This window comes from Paenibacillus sp. EKM212P, from assembly GCF_011066115.1.
Taxonomy (GTDB): domain Bacteria; phylum Bacillota; class Bacilli; order Paenibacillales; family Paenibacillaceae; genus Paenibacillus; species Paenibacillus polymyxa_B.
The window spans coordinates 78,646-93,545 of the sequence record NZ_JAAMNR010000003.1; the positions used below are offsets into that span (position 1 = coordinate 78,646).

Consider the following 14,900-nt stretch of genomic DNA (forward strand, 5'->3'; position numbering starts at 1 on the left):
CCTCTCGTTCCCCCTCAAACTTCTTGCGGTGATACAGCTGTAGCCCACTCACACCCTACAGCTGTATTCTTTCCTCCGCTACGATGCAGTAAAATATCATAATTATTTCGATTCTTCATGCTCTATTTTGTACAATCGCCACTGCCCGTCAAAGTCATGTACCAGTGAGGCCCACGACGCTCCCTTTTCGAATAAATCAGGATAGCTCCGGTTTACCTGATCCAGCGGTACCCCATCCACCAAGCGCGTGACCAAGACATAATCCACCTTGGAAGCAGGCAGATCCATTAAAGATTTCCCAAAATCGTAATCACTCGTAATCATAAATTTCTTTGGAATTTTACTGCTCAAAATGATCGGATAGGCGGCATAGGAATCTGTCAAAATGAGAGATGAACCATAATGCTCATCCAGCCACGGCGCTATTTTCCGCTCAATAATTTGACGTTCGTAGCTTTCATTACCACTATGCGTTAAATAGCTGTGTTCATCTGCTGCAATCGCGGGGTTCGTCAGTGCGTAGGATAACAAGCCTGCTGTTACCAACATTCCTGCTGTTACCAGAGAGATTCCGATCCCCCTCATTTTTCCCTTCAATAAACTTAGCTCATACGGCAACCAGGCAACTGTAATCGGGAATACATACATAAAATATCGGAACCAGCCAAAAGAAGACTGCTTGAGCATCAGCAAAAGCTGAAGTCCAGGCACCGATAAAAAAATGGCCAGTAGCGTTAACGTGCTCCAACTCAACAGACGTTTGTCCAATAGTCGTATGAGCAAAATCGCAATCAACGGAGCAGCATACCATAAGGTTCGTTGCCCGATAAACTTTAGCATCAGCACAGGGTGGGCAAACATGGCCACAAAGCGTTGATCTTCCAACAAAACCGCTGATTGTGTGGAATTGGAATATTGCGAGCGTAAGAAGTAAAGCGGATCGCCCATGATAATCCAGTTAAAAAAGAGCCACAGCAGACCGGAAAAGACAAGTGGCAACAATAATAGAAGCCATGTCGCCTCCACCTTGTACAGTCGCTCTTTTAAAGACAATTCCGTTCTAACCCTCTCTCTGTTTGTACGCCACCGGTGCAGAAAAAAGATCGTCAGCAATACACCCACAGCCATCGCAACGCCGAGCGGGACCGCTTCATAGCGTACCCAAAATGCCAATGCAAGCGCAAAACCGGATACGATCAAATTCGCCGCCTTGCGATCCTTCAACCACATACAAAATCGACTCACTGTCAACAGGATGAAAAAGATATATGGCGAGTCACTCAAGCCGTTGAAGCCAAACAGAAACATAAATGGATTCAGTGAAAATAATAGCGCAATCAGCAAGCTGGTTGCACCGTGAAGCCCCAACTGTTTGCCCGTCGCATACAATAATGCCGCGCTCGCCCCTGCAAACAGGCTACTCACAATCACTGCCGCCAGCCCGTGGGAAGCGAGTACCGGAAATAAAGGATAAAACAACAGCACTATCAGTTCCATCAAACTGGGTAGCGGATTCCATACAAACCCGATAGCACCCAAGTGTGGATCACGACTGTACAGCACATAAAATGCATTAGCCACTCGACTGAGCGCATCGGTATGCATATAGCCAAGATGCCATGCAAAATACACACCCACGGCCAGTTCAAGAGTAGTAATACAAGCAAACAATGATAGCAATTTTCCGTGTTTTCTTAAAATCATGAAACCTCTTTCTGACGCTGTTGCGGAACGGAGAAGATCCAGTAACGGTTCCAGATATAATTATGAACAGGCACGATGATGGTAGTTAGTACTTCACCGATCAGATACGACCAACCGATCCAGTGAATGGTCACGTACATCAGAGCGGCATTTAAGAGCAAGCCACAGGTACAGACCAATAAATATTTAAGAAACTGGGTGCGGCTTCCCTCGCCGGTAGGCTCGAACGTCCAGTTTCGGTTCAGCACATACGAAACGAGCAATGTAACCACGAATCCGATTGTAGTAGCCGTTACTGCTGGTACCGTAAACAACTCCACCAGCAACACAAGCACACCAACATGGATACCTGTACCCAGCAGCCCCACAATACCGTATTTAATGATTGGATACTTTAGATATGAACGTCTGATCATGTTGATTAAACTCCCTGTCCACCCAAAATCGGTCAGCATTCGCCCGTTTATCTGCTATCAGATAGCGAGGCCTAGCTTTGACTTCGTGATATATGGCGGCAATATATTCTCCTACCACTCCAATCGACAGCATGAGTACACTGCCAATAATCAAGAGCAGCAAAATCACAGTGGTAAAACCGGTCACAGCGTCACCCGTTAATTTGCGCATTAAGGTCTGAATCCCCAATACGACTGAAATCAGCATAAAAATGAGGCCCATCAGACTTACTACCCGCAACGGTACTGTTGAAAACGAAACGATCGCTTCTGCTGCCAGTCGAATCAGCCCTAACGGACTCCAGCGGCTTGGCCCCTCTTCGCGTGGAGCCACCCGGAATGAGATCTGGGTTTTACGGAAACCTAGCCAGGCTGTCATCCCGCGGAAAAACGGCATCCGCTCTGGCATCGCCATCCAGGCATCCACCACTCGTCGATCCAGTAGCTTATAATCGGAGGCATCCTTGAGATTAAAGCCCGTCAAGCGGTTCAGGGTCGCGTAGAACAAAGAAGCTCCGAGCTTTTTGCCCACCGACTCTTCTCCCCGAAATTCTTTCACACATTCGACCAAATCATAACCTTCATTTTGCCATAAACGTACCATTTCTCCAATCATTTCAGGAGGATGCTGCAAATCACCGTCCATGACAATAATCGCATCGCCAGAGGCATTTTCCAGACCTGCGCACAACGCCAGCTCCTTGCCGAAATTCCGACTCAGCCGGAGCGCGAGCAAAGAGGGCATACGACGGGACAATTCGGACAGCTTGAGCCACGTATCGTCTTTGGAACCATCATCTACTATGATGAGCTCATAGCGTGAGGTGACAACAGACAATACCCCATCAATTACCTTAAGTGAACGCTCGAGATGCGAGCTTTCATTGTACATGGGAATGACGACGGATAAAAAAGGTGTTTTTGTCTCCATTCTTGCTCCTTCTTTCTTCATATTCAGGAGGACTGTGCCGGGGTATCATCCAAGTCGTGCATATCGGTCAGACCATGCGTGGTCTTCTCCCAATAGAACGGCTTGGTAATGAGCTGCCAAGCGGCTTTCACCGCAGCTATACTCATAAGTACCCAATATAACGGCGAGAGTAGCCCGTATTTGACCATCGCGTATGAAAATGTTCGTTCACCGCGCTCTTCCAGTTCCCCGATGACCCAATACATTCCGGCCACATTACTGAATACGAACAGAAAGTTACCGATATAAAACTCCGCGCTGGCCAAGTAATATACATAACCCGGGAATAGCTTGGGAATAAAGGACAACTCCCAGCCAAACCATAAAATAAGCAACCCCCAAAAAATCGGATTCAGCAATGGCAACATCGGAGTTGCCAGAATCATCACCTGAAAGCCGAAAAAGCCTTTCCAGCCCACTTCGCGCACCAGCTTAACCGGATTTCGCATATGAACCAGCCATGTCTGCATATACCCCTTGATCCAGCGTGACCGCTGACGAATCCAGTTGCCCACGCGGCTGTTAGCTTCCTCCCATGTGCGGGAATCGACAATAGCAGTTTTGTAGCCGCCTTTATACAGACGTATGCCCAGATCAGCATCCTCGGTTACATTGTAGGGGTCCCACGCATTAATATCTTTTAATACAGATACCCGAAAATGATTGGATGTGCCGCCTAACGGAATTGGGGTATCTAACTGCATAATACCCGGCAGCAGTAACTCGAACCACATACTGTATTCTTGAGTGAACCAGCGGGTCAGCAGATTTTGTGTACTATTAAAATAGTTGAGCTTCGCCTGAATACACGCATAATGCTCAGGGAGTGAATCGAACGCTGCAATGACCTTTTTAAGCTGATCAGCGTCGGGACGATCCTCAGCATCGTAAATCACGACAAACTCGCCACGTGCCCGAATAAGTCCGTAATTACATGCCTTCGGCTTGGTTTTCGGCAAACCGTCTGGAACGACTAGTGTCGTGTAATAGGCCGGCAGCTTCATTTCCCGAAGTAGCTCAATCGTCTCAATGTCATCCTCTTCAATCAGCAGCCGCACATCCAGCTTGGACTTTGGATAATCCAGCTGCTCCAAATTCCGCAATAACATCGGAAGCACGCCCGCTTCCTTATACATAGGTACAAGAATGGTATAGATCGGCAGTTTCTTTTCATCCATGGCGTCAACCTCTTCCTTCGTGAAACGAAGCTGCGCCCCACGTCGGGAACCAAGATAAATGATGCCAAATTTAAATAGCGTCATGGCAAAATAAAACAGCTGAATCATCATATTGATGATCAACACCGTTTTCCAACTGTTCCACAAGAGGCCGAGCAGTGTAATCATACCCATGGCCGCGAACACCCAAAGTTGTCCCTTTGTAAAAGTCGTCCGCGCCGAATTGTGCGGTTCTTTTTCCAATAGCCCGGTCGTGCTCTCCTGCATCATTTCTTCACCGTAGATTTTACCCCAGAGCTGCTCCATCTCTTCCTTCGTAGCAAGCACCTGCTCTACCGGCATACCCAAAATTTCTTCCAGCTTCAAGCGTCGCTCTTCTGGCAGTGGATCGCTGACCGCCACAATATAACGGTTCATATATTGATGGATGACGACCACGCCATATGCCATCGCCACTTGCTCGGGTAGTTTATACGCCGCATCCAGCGCGAGTTCCTCACCAATACGCCCGATTCGGTTCTGTGTAGCAATCGCGCGGTACAAATCCGCAGGTTCCAGCATTTGCAATGACAGCAAGATGTCTCCCAGTAGTCCGCCGCTCTTCGCCTGGAACTCCAGTGCGCGCTCCAGTTGTTCCGGTAATATATAACCGGAACGAACCAGCATATCGCCTAAGCGCTCCTTGGACTCGTCGCCGTCAACCTGTTCCTGGAGCTGCTCAGCCGTAATGAAGCCCATCTCTACAAGAATATCGCCCAACCTGCCACCGTAACGCTTCTGGTTACGGATGGCATCTGTCAGCTGATCGCGGGTGATCATCCCGTTCTCCACCAGTTGATCCCCCAGACGGGCCTTGCCGTTTCGTCCGCTCTGCGTTCCTGTTGCGGCCTCTTCGCCTTCCGTACCAGGGATACTGGAAGCAGCGCCCATAGCAGCTCCTGCTGCTGTCTGTTCCTGCCCAGAGGCATATTGGACTTGAGCCTCCTGCACCTGTCCATCCTGTATCCCTTCATCCAGCAATTGTTCCACAGCTGCTGCTGTATCATTGGCGTTCTGTATCACCTGGATACGAAGTTCTGTATCCTGAAGTCGCCGTTCTAACTCTTCAATATGAAAATCAAGCTTGTACAGCACCGGGGCCTGCTCTAACCGCTGAGCCTCTAGCTGTTGTTGCAGTTGTTCGATTCGCTGACGCTCTTCTTTTATTCTTCTCTTGGTTTGGCGAATTGAAACTCCTCCAACCTGCCACCTAAGCTTGTCACCCATGAATTCCCGCCCTTTCAATCCAGCGCCGCTCTTCCGCAAGCGCATCCGCAAGCAGCTGCTTTAACTCCGCATCCCGCTGCTTTTTCCGTTCCAGCGCCGCGTGGAAAAGTTCCCGCTCCTCACGCAGTAACTCCTCCGCTTGCACCCGTTCCTCATGCAATGAAGATATCAGTTGATCGGCTTCAGAAGCGCGATAACCGAACCAAGCGCTCTTTAACTGACGCGCCGTCCTTTTAGTTCTCATAATACCTCCCTAGATCATCCCGACTCTGCCTTCAGCTACATCGACTTTAGAGCCTTTACTTGCCGTTCTCCCGAAACCAGGACATACCTATGTTCTCATTCAAGCCCTTCATTTACACATTTATGAAATTGGCCTAATCAAAAGTGCCTCTAGTAACTTGACATTTATTTATTGAATATAGTTCTTGTCCTATTGAATTGGTAATTCAATGAAAAACTTAGTGCTATTCTACCATAATCATCGTAGGCGTAGTATACAAAAATGTAAATTCTAGAAACTTTCACACTAGCGTATTAGTAGGTATTTAGAACTATAAATTAAATGCTATGAAAAATACCTTCCAGGAAATCTATGCATTTCATGATCATTGGGATCATGAATAAAACAAATACCTCAAAAAGCACAAAAGACACCGCGAACGGTGCCTTTGAAACCTAGATTGCTAATTCCTTAAAATCTGATTTTACACAGCATCCCGCTACTGTGCAAGACAATAATATCTTTCTTTACTGATTAATTTTTCGGCTTGTGCCCTCCAAACCATGTTGATGTATTCGCCAGGAGCTGTTCACTGCGCCCAATGGCTGCCTGTACCTGCGCAGTAGCGGTTCCGCCATATACATTCCGTGCATTAACTACCGCTTCTGGTTGAAGCACCTCATAAATACGATCGTCGAACAGATCCGAAAACTGCTGAAATTCGTCCAGTGTCAGATCAAGCAAATATTTTCCATGCTGGATGCAATACAGCACGGTTTTGCCAATGACCTCATGCGCCTGACGGAACGGAAGCCCTTTGCCGACCAAAAAGTCCGCAATATCAGTTGCATTGGAGAAATCCTGGTTGACCGCTTGACGCATGCGATCCTTGTTCACCTTCATCGTGGCGATCATCGGTGCGAACAGTTGCAAGGCTCCTTCCAGCGTGGCAACGGTATCGAACATCCCTTCCTTGTCCTCCTGCATGTCCTTGTTGTATGCCAGCGGCAAGGATTTCAGTACAGTCAACAAGCCCATGAGGTTTCCATAGACACGTCCGGTTTTACCACGTACCAGCTCGGGCACGTCCGGGTTTTTCTTCTGCGGCATAATGCTGCTGCCTGTGCAAAAAGCATCATCCAGCTCGACAAAACCAAACTCCGTGCTACTCCATAGCACCAATTCTTCGCTCAGACGAGACAAATGCGTCATAATCAGCGAGGCGCCAGCCAGGAACTCTACGATAAAATCCCGGTCGCTGACGGCATCGAGGCTATTTTCATATACGCCATCAAACCCCAGTTGCTCGGCTACAAAGTGACGGTTGATCGGAAAAGTGGTCCCCGCCAAAGCGCCAGCACCGAGCGGCAATACGTTAATCCGCTTATAGCTGTCTTTGAGTCGGTCAATATCACGCTCCAGCATAGACACATACGCCAGCAGATGATGTGCAAATAAAATAGGCTGTGCACGCTGCAAGTGTGTGTATCCAGGTACAATCGTGTCCAGATTATCCTTTGCCTGGCCGATTAATGCAGCTTGTACGTCATGCAGCATACCCACCAGCGATACCACACGTCCTCGCAAGTACAAGTGCATATCCGTTGCTACCTGATCGTTACGGCTGCGCCCAGTGTGTAGTTTCCCCCCGACCGGACCAATGGCCTCAATTAGATTTTTTTCAATATTCATGTGAATATCCTCATCCGAAACGGAAAATTCAATTTCCCCACGGCGGATACGCTCCAGAACCGTGTGCAGTCCTTCCTTGATCGTGTCTGCATCCTCCTGCGGAATAATTCCGCATTTCCCCAGCATGGCCACATGAGCCAAACTGCCTTGAATATCTTCTTCCGCCAACGCCTGATCAAACCCGATAGAAGCCGTGTATTCCTCTACCAACTTGTTCGTTTGCTTCGTAAACCGTCCGCCCCATAGCTTACTCATTGCATGATCCCCTCTCTGCAATACAAGCCGCCCTCGTCGTTTGGACAAGAACGGCCCGCATCCCGTACATTTTTTTAGGTTACATCATTATTTATGATTTTGTGTTACGCCCGCGTTGACCTTTAAACGCAGAGCATTCAAGCGGATAAAGCCTGTTGCATCGCCTTGATCGTAGGCTTGTGTCGGATCGGCTTCCATGGTAGCAATGTCCGGGTTGTACAAGCTAACCGGACTTTTAACGCCTGCGCCGATAACGTTGCCTTTGTACAGCTTCACGCGCACGGTACCACTGACATTTTTCTGACTCTCATGAACCAGGGCCTGCAAAGCGACACGTTCCGGTGCGAACCAGAAACCATTATAAACCAAGGTAGCATAACGGGTAATCAGACTATCACGCAGATTCATAACCTCGCGATCCATCGTGATGGATTCCATTTTGCGGTGAGCTGTGAACAGGATCGTACCGCCCGGCGTCTCATAGACTCCCCGACTTTTCATGCCGACAAAACGGTTCTCTACCATATCCACACGTCCGATACCATGCTTGCCACCGAGCTCATTCAGTTTTTCCATCACTTGCAATGGACTTAGCTGTTCTCCGTTCAAAGCGACGCAGTTACCTGCTTCAAATTCCAACTCCAAATATTCTGCTTCATCAGGAGCGTCCTCAGGCGCGTTGCTGAGCAAGAACATTCCTTTATTTTCAGGAGCACTTGGATCAAACCAAGGGTCCTCCAGCACGCCGCTTTCATAGCTGATATGCAGCAGATTACGGTCCATGGAGTATGGTTTGGCTGCAGAAGCAGTTACCGGAATGTCGTGTTTTTCCGCATAGGCAATCATTTCTGCACGGCCCGGGAACTGATTGCGGAACTCTTCCAGCCGCCAAGGTGCGATCACCTTGATATCCGGCGTCAACGCCGCCGCGTTCAGCTCGAAGCGTACCTGATCGTTACCTTTGCCTGTTGCCCCGTGAGCAATGGCTGTTGCTCCCTCGGCAATCGCAATATCGACCATCCGCTTAGCGATCAATGGACGTGCAATACTCGTTCCGAGCAAATATTGTCCTTCATATAAAGCACCTGCCTGAAACATCGGATAGATAAAATCCTTGGCGAATTCATCACGCAGATCATCAATGTACACTTTGGAAGCCCCTGTAGCGAGTGCTTTTTCCTCCAAACCGTCCAGTTCTTCCTTTTGACCGATATCTGCGGTGAATGCGATAATTTCAGCATCATAAGTTTCTTTGAGCCATTTCAGAATGACCGACGTATCCAGACCGCCGGAATATGCGAGTACGATTTTTTCTTTTGCCATTGTTGAAGTCCTCCCCGAATGCTTCTAGCCTTTATCTTCTTTACCTATCAATACCTATCAACCTTATGCCATTAAAGCAACTAACAGCGCTTTTTGCGCATGCAGACGATTCTCTGCTTCATCAAAGATGACCGAATTCGGACCATCGATTACGCCTGCGCTTACTTCTTCCCCACGATGCGCAGGCAGACAGTGCAAGAATAAATAATCTGGCTTCGCCAGCTTGACCAGCTCCTCATTCACCTGAAAGTCGGCAAAAGCAAGCTCCCGTTCCTTCTGTTCTTCCTCAAAGCCCATGCTCGCCCACACATCTGTGTAGATCGCATCCGCATCTTGTACTGCTTCCTGCGGACTTTGGGTTATAACGATCTCACTCCCTGTCTGTTTGGCAATTTCACGGGAAGCTACGACCACATTCGGGTCGGGCTCGTAACCAGCTGGACTTGCAATGGACACATGCACTCCGAGCTTTGCTCCCCCAATTAAGAGGGAATGAGCCATATTGTTACCGTCTCCGATGTAAGCCAATTTGAGCCCTTTTAGCTTACCCTTTTGCTCATACAAGGTTTGATAATCAGCTAGCACTTGGCATGGATGCGCCAAATCACTCAATCCATTAATCACAGGAACGGATGCATAACGTGCCAACTCTACCACATTATCGTGCCCAAAGGTACGAATCATAATGCCATCCAGATAACGTGACATGACTTGAGCCATGTCGCTAATCGGTTCGCCGCGTCCCAGTTGAATGTCATTTTTGCTTAGGAAAAGAGCATGCCCCCCCAATTGATACATACCGACTTCAAAAGATACCCGTGTACGTGTAGAGGATTTTTCGAAAATCAGTCCGAGCGTTTTCCCCTTTAGCGGCTGATAGGTTTCCCCGTTTTTATGCTTACGCTTAATTTCAATGGCGAGATCAATTAAATACTGGATTTCCTCTGGAGAGTAATCGTCCAGCTCCAGGAAGTCTCGTCCTTTCAAATTCATCTGCTGCAGTGCGCCGCTCTGGCTCATGCTATCGTCTCCTTTTACACTCTAGTCTATGATAATTTGGCCTTTACACTAAGCCAAATGCTCCCGAAACAATTCAGCAATCAAGGTTACAGCCTGATCTATTTCGTCTTTCGTTACATACAAGTTAGGCAACAGACGAATCACGTTCGGTCCTGCTGTAATGAACAGAATGCCCTTCTTCTGTCCTGCCAAAACAAGCTCCGCTACCGGTTCCGCACACTCAATACCAACCATCAGACCTTTTCCACGGATATCCTTTACAAAAGGACTATCTCCAAGCTGCTTTTGCAGACTATAGAAAAGGTAATCTCCCATCTCAGCTGCACGTTCTGGCAGCTTGTCATCAATAATCGTTTCAATAGTAGCTTGAACCGCTGCCATAGCAAGTGGCGTACCTCCAAAGGTAGAACCATGACTGCCCGCTGTGAACGCTTCACGCAAATATCCTTTGCCTAGCATCGCACCCACAGAGAAACCACTGCCCAGTCCTTTCGCCAATGTAAAGATATCCGGCTCTATGCCATAATGCTCAAAGGAAAACAGTTTGCCCGTCCGTCCCATACCTGTTTGCACCTCGTCAATGATCAGCAGCAAACCATGCTCACGGCACAGCTTTGTAATCACGTCTACGAAAGCAGGGTCTACCGGATACATACCGCCTTCAGCCTGCACCATTTCCAGCATAATTGCCGCCGTATGCTCACTAATGGCTGCTTCAAGAGCCGTCTGATCATGAAGCGGAACACTTTTGAACCCGGCAGGAAGCGGTAAAAAACCCTCTTTAACTTTGTCCTGACCCGTAGCGGTCAAGGTTGCCAGCGTCCGTCCGTGAAAGGATTGCGTGAACGTAATGATTTCGTAGCGACCGGTCTGCTTTACCTTCTGGTGGTAACGACGCGCCAGCTTAATTGCAGCTTCGTTCGCTTCGGCCCCGCTGTTGCAGAAAAACACGGCATCTGCACTGCTATTTGCTGTCAGCAACGCAGCAGCCCGTTCTTGCCCCGGAATATGAAACAGATTGGATACATGCCACAATTCATCGATCTGTTTTTTCAATCGTTCAGCTACTGCTTGAGGCGCATGGCCGAGATTGGTAACGGCAATGCCTGACATGAAATCCAGATAACGCTTGCCCTGATCGTCCCACAGCCAGCTTCCTTGTCCTTTCACGAGTGTAAGCGGGTATCTTGCGTAGGTTGGAAAAAGGGAGCTTTCTGTCTGCGCTTTTGCCGACACCTTTTCCGTTTGCACTCCGCTTCCATCCGTACTTGGCATTTCCTCGCTCACCAGCGTATTCGGTTCCTTACTCATTATGTTCACGCTCCTTTATCGTTTGGTTATATAGGTCGAGCTATATGTTGCAATTACTGCATACGCACGATGCGTGTTCCAATCGATTCTCCGCCCAGCACACGGCTTAGTACCTGCGGTTCGCTACCGTTCACAATGACGACTTCCTTCACTTTGCCATGGATACAGGCAATAGCCGCTCTCACTTTCGGGATCATACCACCATATATTTCACCTGTGCTGATCATATCCTCAATCTCCTGTACGGTGATAGAATCCAGCACTTTCTTTTCTCCGCCATACTTCTTCAATATGCCTGGTACATCTGTAACGACGATCATCCGACTGACCCCCAGATGAGAGGCTACCGCACCCGCCGCTGTATCCGCATTAATGTTGTAACGCTGACCAGATCGATCAATCCCGATGGGTGCAATAACAGGCATATAGTCCATATCCAGTACACCTGTAATAATCGAGGCTTGAACGTACGTTACCTCTCCGACCCAACCGACCTCAGCGGCGTTCGACACAGGCTTGGCTTCGATTAAATAGCCATCACTGCCTGACAACCCCAACGCTCGGCCCCCATGCATCCCTATTCTACGTACAATCTGCTTGTTAATGCTGCCTGCCAGTACCATTTCCACGACATCCAGCACGGGTTCGGTCGTTTTGCGTAATCCATGAATAAACTCTGTTTCGATCCCCAGCTTCGCCAAGTTGTCGGAAATCGCAGGGCCACCGCCATGTACAATGACAGGTTGAAGACCTTCCGACTGCAAACGCGCCAAATCTTCAAAAAAGGAATCAGGTAACGCAGCCAGCGTACTTCCTCCGCATTTCATCACAAAATTACGACGTGCCACTCCCGCATGATTCGCTTGATCCGCGTGTTCCACTGCCGATTGCATATCATCTCTCCTTTTCTTCTCTGCATATCCGTGCAATTTTTAAATGATGCTGGACTTACTCAATCCGTATTTTATTCTGGTATCTATGTCCGATAAGCAGCGTTAATCCGCACATAATCATAGGTTAGGTCACAGCCCCATGCTGTAGCGGTTCCGTTCCCGTGATGCAAATCAACAATAATTTGCACCGTATCTCCCCGCAAATAGGCTAGCGCCTCTTCTTCGTCAAAAGCGACCGGACTCGATTGGCTTAGCACAACAATATCACCCAAGCGAATATCTACCGTATCTGGATTAACGGGCTCTCCAGCACGCCCTACGGCCGCAATAATCCGTCCCCAATTCGCATCTGCTCCGAAGACGGCTGACTTGACCAGACTGGACCCAACCACCGTCTTAGCTATCGCTTGAGCGGACGCATCGCTTACCGCTCCGCTTACAGACACCTCTACTAGCTTCGTAGCACCCTCTCCATCGCGAGCAATTGCCTTCGCCAGCTCTCGGCAGATATAGGTGAACGCCTCGGCAAAAGCGTCCCAATCGGGATGCCCAACGTTCAGCTCACGATTGCCAGCCAGTCCGCTCGCCATGGCGATTAGCATATCGTTCGTGCTCGTATCCCCATCCACCGTAATCATATTAAAGCTGGTATCCGTTGCCTGCTTTAATAGTTGATGAAGCGCCGTCTGTCCGATCGCTGCATCACAGGTCATAAAAGCGAGCATTGTTGCCATATTCGGATGTATCATGCCCGAGCCCTTGGCCGCCCCAGCGATGTGTACGGTCACACCGTCCACTTCAACCGCCACACACGCTTCCTTTTTAACTAAATCCGTTGTCAGAATGGCTTGCGTAAATTGCTCTGCTCCATCGTTTGCCCCGTTCATACGGTCAGGTAAGGAGGATATACCGCCAAGTACACAATCCATTTTCAAATGCTCGCCGATCACGCCCGTCGAGGCGACGGCTACATTGCTCTCAGCAACACCCAGTTCATGAGCCGCAGCCGAACGCATAGCGTAGGCATCCTGCTCTCCTTGTTGTCCCGTGCAGGCGTTGGCGTTCCCGCTGTTCACCACTACTGCCTGCAATCGGCCATCTGCCAAGCTCTCGCGGGTCACCTTCAGCGGTGCAGCCTGAAACACATTGGTGGTGTACACCGCAGCAGCTGTCGCTTCTACCTCGCAACGAATTGCCCCCATATCGTTGCGGTTCGAATTTTTCAGTCCGCAGTGTAATCCCCCGGCTGTAAAGCCACGCGGAGTTACGATGTTGCCTCCGTTTACTACTGTAAACTCTACTTTGCCCATAATTATGTGCCCTCGTTCGCAACATATTCGATGAATGACAGCTGCCTGTATTCGAAATTCCGCTCGCTGACGTTTCCGTATCCATGTTGCGGTTACTTGCTACTTACGGATATACCGGTATGAAGCCCAGCCCGAGGTTCTCCTCCCATCCCATCATCAAATTTAAATTCTGAATCGCCTGTCCAGCGGCACCCTTCACAACATTATCAATGACGGAAATAATCGTAAGGCGCCCGGTTCGAGCATCTGCTGCAAAACCGATGTCGCAGTAATTCGAACCCAATACTTCCTTCGTTGCTGGCCATATACCTTCACCACGTACACGGACAAAAGGATGCCCTTTATAATAATCCCGGTATAACCCGATAAGATCCTGATCTGTATGGTCACCCTTCAGCGTGACATAAATTGTACTCATAATTCCTCGGGTCATGGGAACAAGTTGTGTCGTAAACGTAATCGTAACGTCCTCGCCCGCAATATCACCCAGTACCTGTTCGATCTCAGGGATGTGCTGGTGCTTATTCACCTTATAAGCTTTAAAATTTTCGTTCATTTCCGCATAATGCGAAACGAGGCTTGTTCCCCTACCTGAGCCGGATACCCCGGATTTGGCATCTACAATCAGCGACCGATGGTCAATCCAATCCGCTTTCAGTGCAGGAATAATGCCCAGCAATGTTGCGGTCGGATAACAGCCTGGATTAGAAATAAAAGAAACGCCCGCCAGCTTTTCTGCATACACCTCACTGAGTCCGTATACTGCTTGCTTGAGATACTCGGGTGAAGCCGCAGGCTTTTTATACCATGCTTCATACGTTTCTCCGCTTCGAAGCCTGAAGTCCCCGGAAAGGTCAATGACCTTCAGTCCGGCATCAAGAAGCTGCGGCACTAACTTAGTACTAACGCCCGATGGCGTAGCAGTGAAAACCAGATCGGCCTTGGCAGCAATTTCGTGGACTTCGACACCGTCCAAATCCTGCACCACAATGTCCGTCAGATGTGGAAACCCGTCACTGATTGGGACACCCGCGCTGGATGAAGAAATAACAGATACAATCTCTACTTGCGGATGATGAACCAAAAAACGAATCAGCTCCACCCCGCCATACCCGGTGGAACCGACAATTGCCACTTTTAACTTGCTGCTCACAGACCTTCCTCCATTCCGTTCCTATGAAATATGTATTATTATACGACTCTATTCATATAAATACAACACCTCATGTCATGTTATTCCTCCAAATTTAAAATATGCGCTCTTACCTATTCTTTTGACGGGCAGGCAGTACAGGCTATA

General features: G+C 48.7%; 12 protein-coding genes. All 12 read right to left on the minus strand.

Features of this window, described 5'->3' with window-relative positions; translation table 11 throughout:
* Positions 1–102: 102 nt before the first annotated feature.
* A complete protein-coding gene (locus G9G54_RS09605) occupies positions 103–1,704 on the minus strand; it encodes an ArnT family glycosyltransferase (RefSeq protein ID WP_165177639.1) in 1,602 nt (533 codons plus the stop codon).
* Positions 1,701–2,120 carry a GtrA family protein gene (locus G9G54_RS09610; protein ID WP_023990626.1) on the minus strand — a complete coding sequence of 140 codons (420 nt, stop codon included), beginning with the start codon at positions 2,118–2,120 and terminating at the stop codon, positions 1,701–1,703. The genes G9G54_RS09605 and G9G54_RS09610 overlap by 4 nt, the downstream gene beginning before the upstream one ends.
* On the minus strand, positions 2,083–3,090 hold the full coding sequence (locus G9G54_RS09615) for a glycosyltransferase family 2 protein (RefSeq protein WP_165177641.1): 1,008 nt from the start codon (positions 3,088–3,090) through the stop codon (positions 2,083–2,085). The genes G9G54_RS09610 and G9G54_RS09615 overlap by 38 nt, the downstream gene beginning before the upstream one ends.
* A gap of 23 nt (positions 3,091–3,113) precedes the next feature.
* Positions 3,114–5,573 carry a glycosyltransferase family 2 protein gene (locus G9G54_RS09620; protein WP_165177643.1) on the minus strand — a complete coding sequence of 820 codons (2,460 nt, stop codon included), beginning with the start codon at positions 5,571–5,573 and terminating at the stop codon, positions 3,114–3,116.
* Positions 5,566–5,817, minus strand: coding sequence for a hypothetical protein (locus G9G54_RS09625; protein WP_023990629.1), 252 nt, complete (start codon positions 5,815–5,817; stop codon positions 5,566–5,568). Before G9G54_RS09625 ends, G9G54_RS09620 begins: the two co-directional genes overlap by 8 nt.
* Positions 5,818–6,330: 513 nt before the next feature.
* Entirely contained in the window at positions 6,331–7,743 is a 1,413-nt protein-coding gene (gene argH / locus G9G54_RS09630) for an argininosuccinate lyase (protein WP_165177645.1), read from the minus strand.
* A gap of 87 nt (positions 7,744–7,830) precedes the next feature.
* Positions 7,831–9,066, minus strand: coding sequence for an argininosuccinate synthase (locus G9G54_RS09635; protein WP_061829944.1), 1,236 nt, complete (start codon positions 9,064–9,066; stop codon positions 7,831–7,833).
* 63 nt (positions 9,067–9,129) lie between these two features.
* Positions 9,130–10,086: an ornithine carbamoyltransferase gene (gene argF / locus G9G54_RS09640; RefSeq protein ID WP_165177647.1), complete on the minus strand. Its 957-nt coding sequence runs from the start codon at positions 10,084–10,086 to the stop codon at positions 9,130–9,132.
* Positions 10,087–10,134: 48 nt separating this feature from the next.
* Entirely contained in the window at positions 10,135–11,397 is a 1,263-nt protein-coding gene (locus G9G54_RS09645) for an acetylornithine transaminase (protein ID WP_165177649.1), read from the minus strand.
* Between the two features lie 53 nt (positions 11,398–11,450).
* A complete protein-coding gene (gene argB, locus G9G54_RS09650) occupies positions 11,451–12,290 on the minus strand; it encodes an acetylglutamate kinase (RefSeq protein ID WP_165177651.1) in 840 nt (279 codons plus the stop codon).
* Positions 12,291–12,373: 83 nt separating this feature from the next.
* On the minus strand, positions 12,374–13,600 hold the full coding sequence (gene argJ, locus G9G54_RS09655) for a bifunctional glutamate N-acetyltransferase/amino-acid acetyltransferase ArgJ (protein WP_069290523.1): 1,227 nt from the start codon (positions 13,598–13,600) through the stop codon (positions 12,374–12,376).
* Between the two features lie 103 nt (positions 13,601–13,703).
* The gene (gene argC, locus G9G54_RS09660; protein WP_069290524.1) at positions 13,704–14,753 is read right to left on the minus strand and encodes an N-acetyl-gamma-glutamyl-phosphate reductase; all 1,050 of its coding nucleotides are present in this window, start codon (positions 14,751–14,753) and stop codon (positions 13,704–13,706) included.
* Positions 14,754–14,900: the final 147 nt, after the last annotated feature.